The organism is Thalassolituus pacificus, from assembly GCF_025318105.1.
Taxonomy (GTDB): domain Bacteria; phylum Pseudomonadota; class Gammaproteobacteria; order Pseudomonadales; family Oceanobacteraceae; genus Venatoribacter; species Venatoribacter pacificus.
This window is the reverse complement of record NZ_JAOANI010000012.1, coordinates 84,461-103,734: the sequence shown is the minus strand read 5'-3', so window position 1 is coordinate 103,734 and position 19,274 is coordinate 84,461. Positions and strand designations below refer to the sequence as shown.

At 54.2% G+C, this 19,274-nt stretch carries 19 protein-coding genes; 10 read left to right on the top strand and 9 right to left on the bottom strand.

Going from position 1 to position 19,274, the window contains the following annotated elements:
• Positions 1 to 44: 44 nt before the first annotated feature.
• Both NYR02_RS03490 and NYR02_RS03485 read right to left on the bottom strand, forming a co-directional pair.
• On the bottom strand, positions 45 to 443 hold the full coding sequence (locus tag NYR02_RS03490; protein ID WP_260975006.1) for a globin: 399 nt from the start codon (positions 441 to 443) through the stop codon (positions 45 to 47).
• 111 nt (positions 444 to 554) lie between these two features.
• Positions 555 to 2,054 (bottom strand): cobyric acid synthase, encoded by a 1,500-nt coding sequence (locus tag NYR02_RS03485; protein ID WP_260975005.1) that lies wholly within the window; start codon positions 2,052 to 2,054, stop codon positions 555 to 557.
• A gap of 9 nt (positions 2,055 to 2,063) precedes the next feature.
• Here NYR02_RS03485 and cbiB point away from each other — a divergent pair, with 9 nt between their 5' ends.
• From cbiB to NYR02_RS03460, 5 genes are all read left to right on the top strand, one after another.
• Positions 2,064 to 3,125 carry an adenosylcobinamide-phosphate synthase CbiB gene (cbiB, locus tag NYR02_RS03480; protein ID WP_260975004.1) on the top strand — a complete coding sequence of 354 codons (1,062 nt, stop codon included), beginning with the start codon at positions 2,064 to 2,066 and terminating at the stop codon, positions 3,123 to 3,125.
• Position 3,126: 1 nt separating this feature from the next.
• Complete coding sequence (locus tag NYR02_RS03475) at positions 3,127 to 4,176, top strand: aminotransferase class I/II-fold pyridoxal phosphate-dependent enzyme (RefSeq protein WP_260975003.1); 1,050 nt, start codon at positions 3,127 to 3,129, stop codon at positions 4,174 to 4,176.
• Positions 4,173 to 5,123: a cobalamin-binding protein gene (locus tag NYR02_RS03470; RefSeq protein WP_260975002.1), complete on the top strand. Its 951-nt coding sequence runs from the start codon at positions 4,173 to 4,175 to the stop codon at positions 5,121 to 5,123. The genes NYR02_RS03475 and NYR02_RS03470 overlap by 4 nt, the downstream gene beginning before the upstream one ends.
• A gap of 158 nt (positions 5,124 to 5,281) precedes the next feature.
• Positions 5,282 to 6,271 carry a permease gene (locus tag NYR02_RS03465; protein ID WP_260975001.1) on the top strand — a complete coding sequence of 330 codons (990 nt, stop codon included), beginning with the start codon at positions 5,282 to 5,284 and terminating at the stop codon, positions 6,269 to 6,271.
• A 29-nt stretch (positions 6,272 to 6,300) separates the two neighbouring features.
• Positions 6,301 to 6,537, top strand: a complete 237-nt coding sequence (locus tag NYR02_RS03460) for a thioredoxin family protein (RefSeq protein ID WP_338055915.1) — start codon at positions 6,301 to 6,303, stop codon at positions 6,535 to 6,537.
• A gap of 27 nt (positions 6,538 to 6,564) precedes the next feature.
• On the opposite strand, the gene NYR02_RS03455 is transcribed toward NYR02_RS03460, so the two are convergent.
• The 6 genes from NYR02_RS03455 to NYR02_RS03430 all read right to left on the bottom strand — a co-directional run bounded on the left by NYR02_RS03455 (position 6,565) and on the right by NYR02_RS03430 (position 12,895).
• Entirely contained in the window at positions 6,565 to 7,041 is a 477-nt protein-coding gene (locus tag NYR02_RS03455) for a Dps family protein (protein ID WP_260975000.1), read from the bottom strand.
• Between the two features lie 49 nt (positions 7,042 to 7,090).
• A complete protein-coding gene (locus NYR02_RS03450; protein WP_260974999.1) occupies positions 7,091 to 8,020 on the bottom strand; it encodes a ZIP family metal transporter in 930 nt (309 codons plus the stop codon).
• 109 nt (positions 8,021 to 8,129) lie between these two features.
• Entirely contained in the window at positions 8,130 to 9,716 is a 1,587-nt protein-coding gene (locus NYR02_RS03445) for a cryptochrome/deoxyribodipyrimidine photo-lyase family protein (protein WP_260974998.1), read from the bottom strand.
• Between the two features lie 10 nt (positions 9,717 to 9,726).
• The gene (locus tag NYR02_RS03440; protein ID WP_260974997.1) at positions 9,727 to 11,130 is read right to left on the bottom strand and encodes a DASH family cryptochrome; all 1,404 of its coding nucleotides are present in this window, start codon (positions 11,128 to 11,130) and stop codon (positions 9,727 to 9,729) included.
• Positions 11,130 to 11,330, bottom strand: coding sequence for a DUF2256 domain-containing protein (locus NYR02_RS03435; RefSeq protein ID WP_260974996.1), 201 nt, complete (start codon positions 11,328 to 11,330; stop codon positions 11,130 to 11,132). Before NYR02_RS03435 ends, NYR02_RS03440 begins: the two co-directional genes overlap by 1 nt.
• A 2-nt stretch (positions 11,331 to 11,332) precedes the next feature.
• Positions 11,333 to 12,895 carry a cryptochrome/photolyase family protein gene (locus NYR02_RS03430; protein ID WP_260974995.1) on the bottom strand — a complete coding sequence of 521 codons (1,563 nt, stop codon included), beginning with the start codon at positions 12,893 to 12,895 and terminating at the stop codon, positions 11,333 to 11,335.
• A 202-nt stretch (positions 12,896 to 13,097) separates the two neighbouring features.
• Here NYR02_RS03430 and NYR02_RS03425 point away from each other — a divergent pair, with 202 nt between their 5' ends.
• On the top strand, positions 13,098 to 13,553 hold the full coding sequence (locus tag NYR02_RS03425) for a hypothetical protein (protein WP_260974994.1): 456 nt from the start codon (positions 13,098 to 13,100) through the stop codon (positions 13,551 to 13,553).
• Here NYR02_RS03425 and NYR02_RS03420 read toward each other — a convergent pair.
• Positions 13,538 to 14,317 (bottom strand): substrate-binding periplasmic protein, encoded by a 780-nt coding sequence (locus tag NYR02_RS03420; RefSeq protein ID WP_260974993.1) that lies wholly within the window; start codon positions 14,315 to 14,317, stop codon positions 13,538 to 13,540. The genes NYR02_RS03425 and NYR02_RS03420 overlap by 16 nt on opposite strands.
• 218 nt (positions 14,318 to 14,535) lie before the next feature.
• Between NYR02_RS03420 and earP the strand changes: the two genes are divergently transcribed.
• From earP to NYR02_RS03400, 4 genes are all read left to right on the top strand, one after another.
• On the top strand, positions 14,536 to 15,744 hold the full coding sequence (gene earP / locus NYR02_RS03415; RefSeq protein WP_260974992.1) for an elongation factor P maturation arginine rhamnosyltransferase EarP: 1,209 nt from the start codon (positions 14,536 to 14,538) through the stop codon (positions 15,742 to 15,744).
• Between the two features lie 39 nt (positions 15,745 to 15,783).
• Positions 15,784 to 16,350 (top strand): elongation factor P, encoded by a 567-nt coding sequence (gene efp / locus NYR02_RS03410; RefSeq protein WP_260974991.1) that lies wholly within the window; start codon positions 15,784 to 15,786, stop codon positions 16,348 to 16,350.
• A 455-nt stretch (positions 16,351 to 16,805) separates the two neighbouring features.
• Entirely contained in the window at positions 16,806 to 18,320 is a 1,515-nt protein-coding gene (locus NYR02_RS03405) for a circularly permuted type 2 ATP-grasp protein (protein WP_260974990.1), read from the top strand.
• Positions 18,320 to 19,255 carry an alpha-E domain-containing protein gene (locus NYR02_RS03400; RefSeq protein ID WP_260974989.1) on the top strand — a complete coding sequence of 312 codons (936 nt, stop codon included), beginning with the start codon at positions 18,320 to 18,322 and terminating at the stop codon, positions 19,253 to 19,255. Before NYR02_RS03405 ends, NYR02_RS03400 begins: the two co-directional genes overlap by 1 nt.
• Positions 19,256 to 19,274 lie beyond the last annotated feature (19 nt).

The following is a 19,274-nucleotide window of genomic DNA, read 5'->3' as shown; positions in this document are numbered from 1 at the left end:
TTAACTGCGCTGCGGTTCCGGTCTTTTTTGTCGGATCGCAGCTTCTACTGGTCGTACATGCTCTGAATCATTTCAATCGCCGGACGCAGCGTAACGCGCCAGATACGTTCCAGCTCGGCATCAAACAACGGATCGTGTTTGCTCAGCGTTTCCATCAGTGCATCCATCCACAGGCTGTAATGCGCCGGATTGATGTTCATATTCTTACGGCTGTGGCTTTCACCCAGCGCGCGGATTTTACTGTCTGACATGCCACGGGCGTGCATTACCAGCCACATAATGCCACCGCGTAACAAACCGCGTTGCGAGTCCATATTGGTGTTAACGAACATGGCCCGGATATCTGCAGATTTGTTCATGAATGCGTTGTAGAAATCTTCGTAAAAAACAGGGTTGTTACAGCTGCGGCCATAGCTTTGAAAAACCTTATCGGCATCGCCCATGATTCTGTACCTTGTTGATAGCGCTGTTATGGAGAGAGAAAAGGCGGCGCAGGGTACGGATTTTTGTCGCAAATTGCAAAAGGGCTTTCGTCGTAATGTTGTGACACTGTGTTACAGCGGCCGAAATTGCTGCAAGGCGCTATTGAGTTTTTGCCAGTTAATATTTTGTTTTACGCTGAGGGCCAGACGATCGATTTGCTGTTCACGGATGCTGTTAAAGTCAACGGTCTTACTGTCAGACAATCCCGCCCAGTGCAAAATCTGCTGCAGGGCTTGCGGCGTATCAAAAATACCATGCCAGTAAGTGGCCATTATCTGACCATCGTTACTGAGCCAGCCGCAGCCGATATCCTGAATGTCGTCGTTGCTGAGTGAAATTCCGGCATGAATTTCATAACCCTGAGCCACCACAACCGGCTGATCCGGCAAGCGTAGTTCGCCACTGGCGAGGCGTAACGTTTTATCGGCTTTTAATTCGCTGATTAATGGCAGATACCCCAACCCCACGCTGCTGCCGGCTGGCCCTTCAAGGCCATGCGGATCGCTGATGCTTTCTCCCAGCATTTGCAGGCCACCACAGATTCCCAGCAGTTTTCCGCCATAACGCAGATGTCGCTGCAGATACTGCGGCCAGTTACCGGGTTGTGTTTGCAGCCAGTTAAGATCGGCGCGGGTATTTTTAGAGCCGGGCAGAATCACAAAATCGGCTGGCGGTGGTGTTTGTTCCGGGCCGACCAGAATTAAATTGACCTGCGGATGTACGCGCAATGCGTCAAAGTCGGTGTGGTTACTGGTGCGTGGATACACCGGCACCACCACATTAATGACCTTGTCTTTATCCTGCTCAACCTGCTGCTGGCTGACGGCATCTTCGGCGTCCAGATATAAACCGTGCAGGTAAGGCAGAACCCCAAGCACCGGTTTTCCGGTTTTTTCTTCCAGCCAGTCGAGGCCATCCTGCAGCAGGGCAATATCACCGCGGAAACGGTTAATGACAAAGCCAACCACCCGTGCGCGCTCACTGTCACTGAGGCAGGCTAACGTTCCCAGTAAATGCGCAAAGACACCGCCGCGATCAATATCGGCAATCAGAATGACCGGGCAATCGACGGCTTCAGCAAAGCCCATATTGGCAATATCATTGGCGCGCAGATTAATTTCTGCCGGACTGCCAGCACCTTCGACCAACACCCAGGGATAGCTTTGCTGCAGACGCTGATAAGAATCCAGTACCGCATTCATGGCGGTTTTTTTATAGGCGTGATAATCCTGCGCCGGCAGATTACCGACCGCTTTGCCCTGAATAATTACCTGAGCGCCGGTGTCACTGTTGGGCTTAAGCAATACCGGGTTCATATCGGTGGTGGGTGCCAGACGACAGGCCTGTGCCTGCAATGCCTGTGCCCGGCCAATTTCTCCACCATCGGCTGTCACCGCACTGTTGAGTGCCATATTCTGCGGTTTAAACGGTGCGGTGCGGATATGTGCATCGGCCAGAATGCGCCCCAGTGCGCAGACCAGTGTGCTCTTGCCGGCATCGGACGTGGTGCCCTGCACCATCAGGGTCTGGTGTGTGGGCAGCATTGGCATAACAGCGGAGAAGTCGGACATCTGGTACACTTGGCGTCTGAAATTTACCGGCCATTGTATGACATGATTCCCCTGTTCAGTGGATTTTTTCCCGCCGGCGTTAGCCATCTTCCCCCGTTGTTGCTGTTGTTCTTTATGGGCGGGCTTATGCTGCTGGCATTGGCGTGTGATCGTCTTTTCGGCGAACCGTCGCGTTTTCATCCGCTGGTCGCGTTCGGCCGCTGGGCGGTCTGGCTGGAGCGGCGTTTTAATATTCCTGAAAAAATGGCTGAACCTGTCACCGCTTTACGCGGACTGCTGGCACTCATTATTGTTTTGTCGCCACTGCTGCCACTGGCAGTGTTATTTATCTGGCTGGCGCAGCAATCCTTGCTGCTGTGGGTAATCGTACAGGTGCTGGTGTTGTACAGCTGTATCGGCTGGCAAAGTCTGCAGCAACACGTATTGGCCGTGGCCAGTGCGCTGGAACAGAACAATATTGCCTCTGCCCGGGAAAAACTGGGCTGGATTGTCAGTCGTGATACCGTGCAGTTATCGGCCGACGAAATTGCTCAGGCCGATATTGAAAGCCTGCTGGAAAATTCATCCGATGCCTTATTCGCCTCATTATTCTGGTTTGCGCTGGGTGGTGCATTACCGGTTCTGCTGCATCGTTGGGTGAATACGCTGGATGCGATGTGGGGCTACCGTAATCCGCGCTTTAATTATTTTGGCCGTGCGGCTGCACGGCTGGATGATGTACTGGCTTACTGGCCAGCCCGTATTACCGCCTTGTGTTTTATTCTCGCCGGGCCGAACAGAAAAGATGCCTGGCGCTGCTGGCGTACACAGGCAAAACACTGTGCCAGCCCGAATGGCGGTGCGGTAATGACCGCCGGTGCCGGTGCATTAAATATCCGCTTAAGCGAACGAGCCTGTTATCACGGCGAGTGGAAGAATAAGCCGCCGATGGGTTGTGGTATCGCTGCAACGCCACAGCATATTGTACCGGCGGTGAAACTGGTTAAGCGCAGTCTGTCTCTGTTTTTCCTGTTCTGGCTGTTTGTCACTCTGCTGCTGAACGCCATTATTCAGCTGGTTTTCGGCGGCTGATATGCAATTAATTGACGTAGCCGAAACCGTTATTCATGGTGCCGATCTGCAGCGCGCGATCAAACAATTTGGCGGTGAGCCACAGCAGTGGCTGGATTTATCCAGTGCGGTCAGCCCTTACTGCTGGTGGTCTGAACAGGGGAAGGAGCTATCCTGCCCAGTGTCTTTTATTCATGAGTTGCCCGGCATTCAGCCTGAATTAAACCGTGCAATCCGGACTTATTATGGCCATGAGGGGTTGCTGGTTCCCGGCAGTCAGCGCGCCATTGCGGAATTACCTGGCTGTTTCAGTCGTGGCAAGGTGTGGAGTCTGGCCGGTACCTATGGCGAACATGCATCATGCTGGAAAAAAGCCGGGCATTCTGTGTATGAAAAAACCGCAGACGATATTCGCCAGGCATTCAATGCTGTTGCCAATAATAACCATGAATTGCCCGATATGCTGGTGCTGGTTAATCCGGGGAATCCCGGCGGTGAACGTTTCAGTGCGGCTGAATTGCACGGCTGGGCTGAACAGTTAAAACAGCGTCAGGCTTGGTTGCTGTGCGATGAAGCCTTTATGGATTGTACGCCAGACGACAGCCTGTTAACTCAGACACTGGCAGATAATATGCTGGTATTACGCTCGCTGGGAAAATTTTTTGGTCTGGCGGGGCTGCGTATTGGTGTGGTATTTGCCACGGCCGATGTGCTGCAGAATCTGGCCAACAGACTCGGCCCCTGGCCGGTGGCCGGGCACAGTCTGTGGCTGGCACAGCAGGCGCTGAGTGATGAGTCATGGATTGCACAGCAGCGGTCACGTCTGAAAGACAATCATGCATTAATGGCACAGTGGCTGAATGGTTTTTTTCTGGCCGGGAAAAGTAATTTATTTTTTACCCTGAAATTTCCCAATGCCGAACGAGTGCAGACTTTTTTAGCCGAACGCTATATATGGAGCCGTTGCTTTAAACAGCAGCAGTTAATCCGCCTGGGATTGGTGGGCGACGATGCCTGTAAACAACAGCAGCTACAGCAAGCGCTGAATGAACTGAGAGAATTCCTTTTATGATATTAAATGCATTACGGATACCAGCTGCATTGATCGTGCTGTCTTTCTGCAGCTCTGTGCTGTTTGCTGCGGCAGAAAAAAATCCGGAAAGCCAGTCCGATACAGACAGCAACGGATTCAGTCTGACCGACGATGCCGGTACGGTGCATCATTTTTCACAACCGGCACAGCGTATTGTCAGCCTGATTCCGCACAGCACCGAGCTGTTGTTTGCGGTGGGCGGTGGCGATGCCATTGTTGGAGCCGTGCAGTATTCCGATTATCCGGAAGCCGCAAAAAGTATTCCCCGGGTTGGCGGTTATTCGGCTTTGAATATTGAAGCCATTGTGGCCCTGAAACCTGATTTAATTATCGCCTGGCCGGAAGGTAACCCGACCCGTGATTTATCGCGCCTGAAACAACTGGGTTATGAAATTTTTGTCAGCGATCCGAATACCTACGAAACCATTGCCCGTAATCTGGAAAACTTTGCCACAGCGTCTGGCCATAAAGCGAAAGGAGAAAAAGTAGCGGCCGATTTCCGCCGTCAGGTGGCGCAGTTACGGGCGGAATATTCTGATAAAAAACCATTAACGGTTTTTTATCAGGTCTGGCATCAGCCATTATTAACCCAGAATGGCGATACCTTTATTTCCCGTGCCATCGAACTCTGCGGTGGTCGTAACGTGTACGCTGATCTGGAGATTAAAGCACCGCAGGTCAGTATCGAGTCGGTGCTGGAAATGAACCCGGATGTGATTGTGGCCAGTGGTATGGGCGAAAGCCGCCCTGACTGGTTAGACGCCTGGGGGCAGTACCAGCACCTGACGGCGGTTAAAACCAATAGTCTTTATCATATTCATCCGGATTTATTGCACCGGCCGACGCCGCGTTTTTTGCTGGGTACCCGTCAGCTGTGTGAAGCCATGGAAAAGACCCGGCAAAAACAGCAATCGCCGGAAGACTAAGGCCCCGGGGCATACATAGTCAGCCTGTTTCGCGCTGCTGTCTGATCCTGATGCCGCAGATCAAGTGGCCGGCAGCGCTTTTCCGCTACACTGCGGCCAGCGTTACTGATGTGGTGCTCTGTCGGGCACAGCTCAGCTGACGATAAGCGGAGACTGATATGTTGGAAATCTTCACCCGCCTGGCTGACTGGTTGGTATTCGATTTGGCGGGCTTGTCCGCCCAGAGTAAGTGGGGCGATGCGCTGCACTTCTTTGTTGAAGACGTCAGTAAAATTTTTGCCCTGTTACTGCTGATGATTTATATCATCGCGCTGCTCAGAGCCTCGCTGAACGTTGAGCGGGTGCGCGATTATCTGGCGCGCAAACATACCGGGCTGGGCTTATTGCTGGGCTCGGCCTTTGGTGCCATTACGCCGTTTTGCTCCTGCTCCAGCATTCCTGTTTTTCTCGGCTTTACTTCTGCCGGTATTCCGGTGGGTATTACCATGGCGTTTCTGCTGACGTCACCGCTGATTAATGAAGTGGCCGTACTGCTGCTGATGAGCCTGCTCGGCTGGAAATTCACGCTGCTGTACATCGTTACCGGCATGGCTGTCGGCATCGCCGGTGGTCTGGTATTGCATCTGTTAAAAGCCGAACGCTGGCTGCAGCCTTTTGCCGCCCGTGCTTACAATCAGGCGCAACAGGCCGGTCATACCGGAACCGCAAGCACCGGCAGTATGACTCTGAAAGAGCGTCATGAATTTGCCAAAGAAGAAATGACCGATATTTTTTCCCGCGTGTGGAAGTGGGTTATTTTAGGTGTCGGTCTGGGTGCCGGGCTGCACGGTTTTGTGCCGGATCAGTGGGTGTCTGACACACTGGGGCAGGGCGAGTGGTGGTCGGTGCCGGCTGCGGTTCTGGCGGGCATTCCGCTGTATTCCAATGCCACCGGGGTGATCCCGGTGATGGAGAGCCTGATTACCAAAGGTCTGCCGGTGGGCACAACGCTGGCATTTTGTATGAGTACGGTTGCCGCCAGTTTTCCCGAATTTATTCTGTTGAAACAGGTCATGAAAATCCGTCTGCTGGCGCTGATTTTTTTCATGCTGTTGGTGGCATTTACGCTGGTGGGTTGGGTGTTAAATGCACTCACTCCGTATCTGTAAAACAGCCGTTATTATGGCGGTAAGGAGTCATGATGAAAATCGTTAAAGTACTGGGTTCAGGATGCAGTAAATGCGAAAAAGTCGCGCAGTCGATCAGCGCCATTGCCGCAGAAAAAAAGATCGAAATAGAATTAATTAAAGAAACCAGCCCGGAAGCCATGATGAGTTATGGCGTGATGCGTACACCGGCGGTGGTGGTGGACGAGCAGTTGGTACACAGCGGCTCGATTCCACACCGTGAAGATATTGAAGGCTGGCTGCAATAAAACAGCCAGCCTTATGGGCCTGAGTGATTATTCCTCCAGCAGTGCGCGCAGCATCCAGGCGGTCTGCTCGTGAATGGCCAGCCGCTGGGTTAATAAATCAGCGGTTGGTTCATCGGATGCTTCTTCCACCAGTTTGAACAGACTTCGTGCGGTACGGGCGGTGGCTTCATGACCATCGGCCAGAATGCGGATCATCTCGGTGGCTTTTGGCGGCACTTGTGGTGCATCCGGTAATGATGCCAGCTTGGCAAACTGTGCGTAGGAACCCGGTGCTACATGGCCAAGCGAACGGATGCGTTCGGCAATCGGATCGACGGCGTTCCACAGTTCGGTGTACTGGGTCATAAACATCGCGTGCAGGCTGTTGAACATCGGCCCGGTAATGTTCCAGTGAAAATTATGGGTGGTTAAGTACAGCGTGTAGGTATCGGCCAGTAAGCGGCCGAGTCCCTGGCTGATGGCTTCACGGTGTTCGGCACTGATGCCAATGTTTACAGTCGTCATAAGCTGCTCCTGCGGTTGCTTTGATAAAAGTAGTCTTTTGGGCTCGCTCTTAACCGAGCGTGGTATCCAGAATCATCATTAAGGCAAAACCGACCATTAACCCCAGTGTGGCGATGGTCTGGTGGCCATTGCGGTGGGTTTCCGGAATCACTTCATGGGACACCACAAACAACATAGCACCAGCGGCCAGTCCAAGTCCGATCGGATAGGCGAGTAATAATCCGCCCCCCAGGCTTACACCCAATAATGCTCCGACCGGTTCCAGCAAACCGCTGCCGGCGGCAACCAATACCGCAAACAACGGGCTGAAACCGGCGGCGCGCAGCGTGAGCGCAACTGCCAGACCTTCGGGAATATCCTGCAGGGCAATGGCCGTCGCCAATGGCAGACCCACGGTTAAATCGCCCTGGGCAAAGCTGACCCCCACCGCCATACCTTCCGGCAGATTGTGCAGGGCAATGGCGAACACGAATAACCAGGCTTTACCGCAGCGCTCGTGGCCCGGACCGCAGGGGCCGGTTTTGTCATGTTCATGCGGGGTAAATTCATCCAGCCCGAGCATCAGCGCCACACCCATAAACATACCGAACACCACGATCAGCCCGCCCTGTGTAGCGCTTTGCAATAACTCCGTACCGGCTTCAATACCGGGTAACAGCAGCGAAAATGCCGAGGCTGCGAGCATCATACCGGCGGCAAAGCCGAGCATCGCATCTTCCGCCGCCTGCGGGATTCTTTTCAGCATTAAGGCAGGTAAAGCGCCCAGCGCCGTGGCGATAAAACCGGCACTGCCGCCCAGCAAGGCATAACGGGTAAACAGGTTGCTGTCGGTGGTCAGTACGTGGATCAGACTCTGCACCAGCAACACGATGACCAGTGTCAGGGCCGTAGCCAGCGCAGCGGCAATGTACGGGTGTTCGATGACATGCTGGCGAAAGATCGCCATCCATTGATGGTTGGGGCGTTGGCCGATGTCCATGAAAACCTCACTGAGCCGGAATCTGTTGTGTTGATGGCTTTATTGTAGTGGTACTGATAATAGAATCTATTTTATTAAAACGATCCCTTATTAAGTTTTTAACTATGATTCAGAACAGGTCGAGCTGATCCGGGCTGGCTTTGATTTTGCTGCTGCCGCTTTTGCTATCACCGCTTTTTACCGCACGGCTCTGACGGCGTTTACGTGAACCGTGCTGCTGACCAATATCCATGGCGGTATGGCGATACGCCGGTTGCTGGCGCAGTTGACGGATGTGCTCGCGGGCCTGGCGTGTAGCCTGTTCAAAATGGACAAGTGGTGCAGGATAGTCACGGCCAATCGTCACCCCACACTGTGCCTGTAAGCGCTGACTCATGCTCCAGGGCTGATGAATCCAGCTGTCCGGCACCTGTGCCAGTTGCGGCAGCCAGCGGCGGATAAAGACGCCCTGCGGGTCTTGTTTCTGTGCCTGCAGGGTGGGGTTGTACATACGTGGCGGGTTAATGCCGGTGGTGCCTGATTGCATCTGCACCTGCGGGTAATGAATGCCGGGTTCATAGTCGGTAAACCAGCGCGCCAGATGCAGCGCAGGTTGTTGCCAGGGCAGCCACAGCGGGTAGCTGGCCAGTGACATAAGCATCGCGCGCATGCGGAAGTTGAGCCAGCCATGGTGCTGTAAGTACTTCATGCAGGCATCGGCCAGTGGCCAGCCCGTCTGGCCGTTAGCCCAGGCCGCGTACCACGCCGAGTTAAACTGCCGCACTCCGGCCCAGGCCGGATGCAGCGGTTGTTGTTCCTGCAGCGGTTCGTCTTCCAGCTTCTGAATAAAATGGCAGTGCCACCATAAGCGTGATTCGAATGCCGCCAGACTGTTGCGCCAGCGTGTATCCGGTGCCTGTTGTTGGGCGGCGCGCACCGCCTGCAGCACTTCACGCACACTCAGGCAGCCCCAGGCCAGATAAGGACTTAAGCGTGAAGCATGGTGTTCGGCCGTCAGCGGTGAGCCTAATGAGCCACGGTAAAAACGCCCGCGGCTGTGCAGAAAACTGCTGAGCAGGGCCAGTGCGGCACTGCGCCCACCGGGTTGGCGACCGGGGCAGGGGGTCTGATCGTAACCGAGGTTGGTGGGCAGTGCTGTTACCGGCAATGCATCCGGCAGCGGGCAGGGCAGCCACGGACACTCGCTGAGCAACGGCATGGCGTGTTGCGCCTGTTCCATAAACGCGGCCCAGTGGGCAGCCCAGTCATCGCGACTGTGGGGACGGCTGCGGCTGGCACGGCGTACGCCATTCTGGGCGTACTCATGCCAGGTTATTTGGTGTTTCCGGCACCACTGCCTGACGGCCTGATCGCGACGATAACTGAACAGGTTGCCGGTTTCTTCATGGCTGTAGAGAGAGAAGGATTGCCCTTTTGCCTGCTGCTGTTGCCACAGCCTCTGCAGCACATCGGGCATATTGCCGCGTAAACACCATAACGCTGCATCCTGCGTTAACTGCTGCTGCAGATCGAACAGTGCTTCGCGCACAAACTGCCACTGGCGCAGGCTGCTGTCAGGCTGGCTCCAGACGCCGGGTTCGATGGCGTACAGCAAAGCAAGGCGTCCACCCTGCTGGCGTACAGCGCTGATGGCGGCCGCCAGCGCGGCATGATCGTGCAGGCGCAGATCACGTTTTAACCAGACCAGATGCAGCATCAGTAGCGCCTCAGGTTGCTGCTGGCAGGGATAGGGGGGCCGGCCACAAAGACAGTGTCGGGCCAGCGCTCTGATGCTGTTGCACCTGGCTCAGGGTTACGCTGCTCAGTTCCGGCAACCATTGCTGCAGATGCGTGAGGTGCGGGTCGTACAGTTCCAGCTGTTTGTTGAGGTTAAAACAGCGACCGCCGCGCGGGTCCTGACCGCAACCGGCGATGTAAGCCCAGTTGCCCCAGTTGCTGGCAACATCGGCATCGATCAGATGTTGCTCAAAAAAGCGCGCACCGAGTCGCCAGTCGAGCCCCAGTTGGTGAATAAAGAAGCTCGCCAGCCATTGACGCATGCGGTTGGCGCTGTAGCCGGTGTGAATCAGTTCGCGCAGACCGGCATCAATCACCGGGTAGCCGGTGCGGGCTTCACACCAGGCCTGCCAGCGTTGCTGATCAAACGCTGCGGGGGCAGGATTCTGGAACAGCGCAGACCCTTTGATGCGCAGCGTCCAGTGAAAATACTCGCGCCACAACAGTTCTTTCTTCAGCCAGCCGCTGTGTTCATGGTCTTGGTTGTTCGTTTCCCAGCGCACAATCTCGGCCCATACCTTACGCACCGACAGTGCGCCCCAGGCCAGCCAGGGACTGAGCTGGCTGGCAAAGCCCGGACCGCCGAGCTGATTACGGCTGTCTTTGTAATGGCGGATAGCGTTGTCACGCCATAAGTAACGGCTGAGGTGGCGTACCCCGGCGTCTTCCCCACCGTGAAATGTATTCACCGGCACCCGTCCGCACCAGGGCGGCATTTGATGCAGCTGATGATCGGGCCACTGTACGGCGGCGCGGAATGGCGCCTCATACGGATCGGCGCGCAACAGCGAGGGGGGCAATGGCGTGGCGATGTCCGCAAGCCGCTGGTACTTATCCAGCCAGCGGCTGAAGGCGCTGTAACTGGCTGGCCAGTCTGCGTCGTTAAGCAGCGGCGCCAGTTGCCCGGCGCTGAACAAGGTGTGGGTGGTGTAAGTACTGAGTGGCGCAAATGTCGCGATTTGCTCCAGCCAGGCAGCCTCTTCCGGTGCCTGTGCACAGGCGGTGTGCAGATGAAAGGGTTGCTGGGCGTACCAGCGGCGCAGTAACTCAACCGGCTCGCCGTAGAGCAGATTCAGGCGGATATTCTGGTCATACAGGCTGCGCTGCAGATCAATCAGGCAGGCGCGCAGAAAACGGGTTTTCGCCAGCCCCAGTCGGGTCTGACCCTGTCTGTCAGGCTGTTGCCAATACGCTGGCAGAATAAAAGCGACGGCCAGACCGGGGCCGTTGGACTGCGCTGCCAGTGTGTTGAATATGGGCTGGTCATGCAGGCGCAGATCATTGCGCAGCCATACCAGATTGATCAGATTCTGTGACGCTGGTGGTGAAGTCATCAGAATTCATCCTCCACCGAACCGGCGGCGCATATATTGGCCGGTGTTTTTTGTGCCCTGTGTTTGCAACCTTTGCTGCAGTACTTTACCTCGTCCCAGCTGCGCGCCCATTTGCGCCGCCAGCAAAAGGGACGGTGGCATTGAAGACAGGTTTTTACCGGCAGGTTGTGTGGGTTACGGAAGCCATCCGCGACGCTCATGGTTACAACGCCTCCAGATTGATCAGGCAGTGCTCTGCCCGGGCCAGAATGGCCTGCTGTTTGGTTTCTGCCATGCGCTCATAACTGCGATACATCATGGCCATGCGCGGATTACGTGCGAAGCTGTCGCGGTGGCGGATTAAAAAGTGCCAGTACAGGCTGTTGAACGGGCAGCTGTCCGGCTGGTCGCTGGTTTTGACGTTGTAGCGGCAATGGCCGCAATAGTCAGACTGGCGAGCAATATAACTGCCGGAAGCGCAGTAAGGTTTGCTGCCCAAAAGGCCGCCGTCGGCGTGCATCATCATGCCCAGCGTATTGGGCAGCTCTACCCAGTCGTAGGCGTCGGCGTAGACCGCCAGATACCAGTCGCAAATCTCCTGCGGGCGGATTCCGGCCAGCAGGGCGAAATTGCCCGTCACCATTAAACGCTGAATATGGTGCGCGTAGGCGTTATCAAAGGTGGTACGGAAGCACTCACTCATGCAGTGCATTTGGGTGTTGCCACTCCAGTAATAGTGCGGCAGGGCACGGTCATTGTGCTGGCTGTTACGGCTGGCGTATTGCGGCATATAGGCCCAGTAAATGCCGCGCACATATTCGCGCCAGCCGATGATCTGGCGGATAAATCCTTCGGCGGCGGCCAGTGGCACCTGGCCGTGGAAATACGCCGCTTCAGCGGCTTTGCACACTTCCAGTGGTGTCAGCAGGCCGCAATTGATATAGGGCGACAGCAGGCTGTGAAACAGAGTGTCGGCACGCTCGCCAAGTGCCTCACGGCTGACCATGGCATCCTGATAGCGGCCAAAATGCGGCAGGCGATGTTGAATAAAATGCTCCAGCGCCGTGAGCGCCTGCTCACGTGTGGTCGCCCAGCGGAAGGGGTGTAGCTGGCCGGGATGCTGATTGTGCGGTTGAGCGAAGCGGTTGCTCACCAGCTCAAGTACGTCGTTATCGATAGCATCGCGGCTGAAGTTCAGGGCGTCCGGCACCGGCACTTCGCCTTTGTAGGCGGCGCGGTTGTCGGCATCGAAATTCCATTGCCCGCCAACGGGTTGGTCGCCGTCCATCAGCAGACCAGTTTTGCGCCGCATATCGCGGTAGAAGTATTCCATGCGCAACTGTTTGCGGCCGTTGGCCCAGCGGGAAAAGTCGGCGGTTAGGCAGATAAAGCGGTCGTCTTCGAAAACCTGTAGCGGCACGCCAAGCTGCGCTGACCATTCGTTGTTCATGGCGTGCTGCAGGCGGTATTCGCCACACTGGGTCAGCACCAGCTCGCTACAGCCTTGCGCAGTGACGGTGCGCTGCACCACATTCAGCAGACTGTGGTCATTATCCGGTGCATCCAGCGGGCGGTATATCACGGTCCAGCCAGCACGCCTTAGTTCTTCAGCAAAGTGACGCATCGCCGAAAACAGCAGGGCAATTTTCTGCACATGGTGGGCAACGTAGGTGGTTTCTTCCGCCACTTCCGCCAGCAGCAGTATGTCCTGTTGCGGGTTCAGCGCGCGCAGGCTGGCCAGCGAGGGGGTAAGTTGATCGGCGAGAATAAGACCCAGTTTTGGCATTAGTTATACATAGGAAGCTTGATGTATAACTAATGTATAGCTTTATCGTTGCTTTTGCCAGACACGTGATGCCCTGCGGACAACCGTGTCGCGCTGATTTTCCTGCCGTATTCCGCGCAGCAGCTTGACCGGTTATGCCGCCGGGTTAATTATACAGGGCAGGCAGTACGCCTATTCGTGACCACAGGTTCTGGGAATTTCTATGCTTAACACGCGGATCCAGCATGGCGAGTTTGTTATAACCACCAATGGTAATATTCTGGTCGCCCGTTTATCCGGCAGCTGGAATGAAGAAGCAGCGCGGGCTTTTGACAAGGCCTTGCGTGAGCATGCCGCGGAGCTGTCATCCTCTCCCTGGGGGCACATGGTTCTGCTGGATGAATGGCAGTTGGGTGTGCCGGAAATGGGACCGATTATTGAGGTTTTGGTGCATTGGTGCATTGAGCATGGTTTGCGCCGCGCCGCCCATGTTTACACGCCATCATTATTGAAGAAGTTACAGCTCGAAGACATGGTAACGGAGTCGGAGCAGGACTTTCATCGCCGCGCTTTTGCCGACACTGATGCTGCCTTGCGCTGGCTTAAAGAGGAAGGTTTTGAACTGGCCACAGCACTGGACCCGTTATTGCGCGCTGACGACGTTCAGGGAACGCTGTAGCTTTGGCGTATCGCCCGGATGACCTCCGGGTTTTCCTGCATAAAACGGTCAAAGCGCTCGATCAATTGTGGGTGTTTGATGCTCGATAAATAATAAGCATAACGGTAGGGGGCAATGCTGTTCAGCGTGATCAGAGTTAAAGGTTCTGCGCGTTCAGTGGCCGCTTCCTGCGCCACACGGGTATTGAAATAGATACCGTCAATGCGCTGGTTTTCCAGCATTTTCAGCATCTGCTCCATGCCATTTACCTGAGTCAGGGACAGCTCTCCCCGTTTAATTTCTGCATTAATACCGGGGGTGGTGAAGCCCAGAATGGTGCCGATATTACGCACCGGCCCCTGATGATCTTTGAGTATCATCACCGCTTCGGTCACCTGCACCACCGGCTGGCTGTAGTGGATGGTGAGTCCGGCTTTGAGGTTTTCTGACCACTGAGGATTATCGGGGAATTTAAAGTCGAGCTGTTGTTGGGTAAATAACATAAACAAGCGTGGCACCGGCAGCGGATAATAATCGGCCATCAGGTGGGCATCGGTCAGAAAGCTATCGAGGATATCCCGTGCCAGACCACTGTAGCGGTCATTTTGTATATGGTAGTAGGGTGCATAGTCGGTCGTTTCCACGCCGATCACCAGGGTGTCAGGTGCAAACTGGCCGTTGGTTAAGGCAGCAGATTGGTTGCCGGAAGCAGGCTCCGCTGATGCTGGCGCTGACAAGAGCATGAATGCGGTTATCAGCCAGAAAAGACGCGATACTGTACCCATGATTGGTTGTTTGTTAGCCAATGTTTCCACAGACTAGCAGAGAAATGTCACTGAGATCAGTCCCAGGTATGAATTTTTGTCAAATTGAGCCGTTACCGGCATCGTGGCCGACTTCATTCACAACTCATCTGCTCTTATCATGACGCCCTTTTTCAGCTTTCATGCACACACCCTGTGTATCCCCCATCACTATATGCCCTTGCCTATGGATGCTGCCCATGACCGTCATGCCTGATTTGCCGCCCGTCCGCCACTGGCATTTGTTCTGCCGGGTGATCGATAACTTCGGCGATATCGGTGTGTGCTGGCGTCTTGCCCGGCAATTACGTCAGCAGCATGGTCAGCAGGTAACGCTGTGGGTGGATGATCTGGTCAGTTTTTGCGCCTTGTGTCCGGCGCTGGATATCAACCAGGCCGAGCAACAACAGCAGGGCATTATTATCCGTCACTGGACAGAGGACTTTGCGCCGCTCAGTCCGCAGCAGACCGGTGATGTGGTGATTGAGGCCTTTGCCTGTGAGTTACCCGACCGTTATATCGCCGCCATGGCGCAGCGCCGTCAGGCCGCGTGCTGGATTAATCTGGAGTATCTGAGTGCCGAAGATTGGGTGCCTGGCTTTCATCTCAGCCAATCGCCGGTGCACAACATGAGCAAGACCTTTTTCTTTCCCGGTTTTGTCGCCGGTACCGGTGGCCTGTTGTATGAACCGGAGTTGGCGTTGTTGCCGCAACACATGGCGCAGCCGCTGGCACGGCAGGCGTTTCTGGCCGAATTTGGTCTGGCGGAAACTCTGGCCGGATGCGCGTTGCAGATCAGCCTGTTTGCCTATGAAAACCCGGCACTGGAAGGGTTGCTGGATGCGTTGGCCGCGCACCCGCAGAGCGTGCATCTGTTGGTTCCGGCGGGGCGTATATCGGCCGGTCTGGATGCCTGGCTAGGCGAAGTGACGGCGGCAGGTAATACCTATCGCCGCGCATCATTAAATATTTCTGTGATGCCGTTTATGTCGCAGCAACGTTATGACCAGTTGCTGGCGATGTGCGACCTGAATTTTGTGCGCGGAGAAGAATCGTTCGTGCGTGCGCAGATGTTGGGCAAACCGATGCTGTGGCATATTTACCGTCAGGAAGATGATGCACATCTGCTTAAGCTGGACGCTTTTCTGCAGCATTATCTGCACGGCACGAAGCGCTTTGAGAGTGGTGATAAACCCTCATTATCGTCGCTGCTGATGACGGCATTCAGGTACTGGAATCAGGCCCCTTTGGCGGTACCGTTTAATGGCTCCGACACCCATGCAGACTGGTGTGAGGTGCTGCAACAATTACCGCTCTGGCAGGCCCATTCACAGGCCTGGCAGCAGCAGCTGTTGGCGCTTGGGGACCTCGCATCAAATCTCGTGCATTACGCCACGGATCGGGTATAGTGCAGCGCATTTTTAACGACTGATATCCGGTAATTCTCTATGAAAACTGCTAACGAATTTCGTGCCGGTCAGGTACTGAGCCTGAATGGTCAGGCATGGGTTGTCCTGAAAGCTGAATTCAACAAATCCGGCCGTAACGCCGCTGTTGTAAAGATGAAACTGAAGAACCTGCTGACCGGTGCGTCGCAGGAGCCGGTTTTCAAGGCTGACGACAAACTCGAACCGATCATTCTGGAACGCAGTCAGGTAACCTACTCTTACTTCGCAGACCCGCTGTACGTGTTTATGGACGAAGAGTACAACCAGATCGAAGTGGAAAAAGAAAACCTGGGCGATACCCTGAACTTTATGACCGACGGCATGACCGACGTGTGTGAAGCGGTTTTCTACGAAGGCAAAGCGATCAGCATCGAACTGCCAACCACCATCGTCCGTACTGTGTCTTACACCGAGCCTGCGGTTCGTGGTGATACCTCTGGTAAAGTGATGAAAATGGCCACTCTGGAAAACGGTTATGAACTGCAGGTTGCTGCATTTGTTGAAATCGGTGATGCGGTAGAAATCGACACCCGTACCGGTGAGTTCAAAGGCCGCGCAAAAAGCTGATCTGCTTTTTCCCGCCACATAAAAAAGCTGCTCCGGCAGCTTTTTTTATACCTGTCATATCTCTTTCAGCCCCTTCTTTTGATTCATCTTCTGGCTACATCGTCTTTTCGAAGCCATGTTCGGCTTTTCTTAAACCTGCAAAAACTCAGCTTTTAGTTGCAGAAGTATCGACAGATGTTTTGTCTTCAGCGGTCAGGCAGCACACTCAAATACTGGCACTGATCTTGAAAGAGGTCTGACTAACCGTCCCGACTCAATGGCAACTTTGTTCGCTGTGAGCCTTTTTGGTGCGTTCGGTAACGCCGTTGAAATCCAGCTGCGCTACAACAGGGCGCGACTACTGGGAGCTACAACAGTACGCAACAACAGGACACTGCAGCAGAACGATGCGGCAGGACGAGATGGGACTGGCGGAACAGAAACATTGCGTCTGACAGCAGACGGCAAGGAGTGATATGTCGATCGAGTGGAAGGAATACACCCCAGAGGGTGAGTTTTATGACGAACTGTTCAGCAGTGCCGGCAACCCCCGCCAGCCCGCCAAACGTCTTGTTAACTATCTGAGTTCGCTGTCGGAAGACGACATTATTTCGCGCAAAATTGCTGCCGATGCCACCATCAAAGAAATGGGGGTGTCGTTCACGGTATACACCGAAGGTGGCAATATCGACCGTGCCTGGCCTTTTGATATTGTACCGCGGGTTATTTCCCGCAGTCAGTGGGATAAAACAGCAGCGGGCCTGAAGCAGCGGCTGACGGCGCTGAATATGTTTATTGACGATCTGTATCACGATCAGAAAATTATCCGCGACGGCATCATCCCGGAGTTTGTCCTCAAGCAATCCAAAAATTACCGTAAAGAATGCGAAGGCGTCAGACCGCGTTTTGGCGTTTGGGCTCATGTCTGCGGCACGGATCTGGTGCGCGATAAAGACGGCCAGTTTTATGTACTGGAAGATAACCTGCGCGTACCGTCCGGTGTGTCTTATATGCTGGAAAACCGCTCGATTATGAAACGGGTTATTCCGGAAGTATTCGAGAAGGTGAATATCGCTCCGGTGGGTGATTATCCGGAACATTTATTCGAAACCCTGAGTTCGCTGTCGCCGCGTCGTGTGAGTAAACCGGTGATTGTGGTAATGACACCGGGTATTTATAACTCGGCGTATTTTGAACATGCCTTCCTTGCCCAGCGTATGGGGGCAGAATTAATCGAAGGCAGTGATCTTGTCGTTGGTGATGACGACTGCGTGTATATGAAAACCATTGCTGGTCTGGAACGGGTTGATGTGATTTATCGCCGTATCGACGATCTGTTTCTTGATCCGGAAGTTTTTGACTCGGAATCTGTATTAGGTGTGGCGGGCTTAATGCGTGCCTGGCGTGCGGGTAATGTGGCTCTGGCGAATGCTCCGGGTGCCGGTGTTGCCGATGATAAAGTGGTGTACGCCTTTGTTCCCCAGATTATTAAATATTATCTGGGTGAAGAGCCCCTGATTCCGAACGTTGAAACCTTTTTGTGTTACGACGATAAACAACGTGAATATGTATTGGCCAACCTCGATAAACTGGTGGTGAAACCGGCCAACGAATCTGGTGGCTACGGTATGCTGATTGGTCCGCACTCGACCAAAAAAGAACGTGAAACCTTTGCCGAATTAATTAAAGCTAACCCGCGTAATTATATTGCTCAGCCAACGCTGGCACTTTCTACGGCACCGGCGCTGATCAGTAAAAACAAACTTGAACCACGTCACCTGGATTTACGTCCGTTTATTCTGCAAGGCCGGGATACTTATGTAACGACCGGCGGCCTGACCCGTGTTGCCATGAAAAAAGGCTCGCTGGTGGTTAACTCTTCGCAGGGCGGCGGCAGCAAGGATACCTGGATTGTCGATAACCTAACGCAGAAGCAAAGCCAGAGCCAGTCGCAAGGCAGCAGTGATAAGACAAGTAAGGCAGGTGAATAATGTTATCAAAAGTTGCAGAACGGATTTATTGGGCGGCGCGTTATCTGGAACGCGTGGAGAGTACGGCGCGCCTGCTCAGTATTTATGACAAATTGTTATTCGACTTGCCACGTCAGGTTAACCTGGGCTGGTATAACCTGATTGTGATTAACAGTCTGGAGCAGGATTTTAACGAACGTTACTCCGTGCGTGATGAACGTAATGTGGTGAAGTTTCTACTGGGCGACGAAAGCAATTATTCCTCTGTTATCAGTTCATTGCAGGCAGTACGGGAAAATATCCGTACCACCCGCGATGTGATTCCACCGGAAACCTGGGAAATGGTGAATGAGTTAACACTCTATGTGCAGGAAAACCTGACTCAGGGAATTAACCGCAGTAATCGCCATGAGTTTCTCGATAATATCATTAAAGCCTGTCAGCAGGTGGTCGGTCTCTGGTATGTCAATATGCCACGTGACGAAGCCTGGGATATGGTGCAGCTGGGTCAGAATCTGGAGCGTGCGGATATGACCACCCGCAATCTGGATGCCGGCGTCGCGGCGATTCTGCAGGTTGAGGACGATGACTTCGCGGTCAACAGCCGGCAGATTATCTGGGGCAATGTATTGCGTTCATTAAATGCCGATCAGCCATACCGACGGACAACACGATCGTCGGTGAAAGGCGATCTGGTGGTGCGCTATTTATTGGCTGATGAGGATTTTCCCCGTTCGCTGCTGTATTGCGTCACGCAAATGACCGATGTTGCCAGCGGTCTGCCAAAATCCAAAGCGGTGGTTACTTTTTTACGCCAGTTACAGGAAGAGATTCCTGCTTGTGCTGAACCGGAAGAATTAGGCGAAGTCTTCCGCGATATGCTCAATACCCTGCAACTGACCATGGCCGAAGCGCATACTCTGATTGGAAAAACCTGGTTTTTATCCGATCAGTAATCGTTGCCAGCCAGATTGT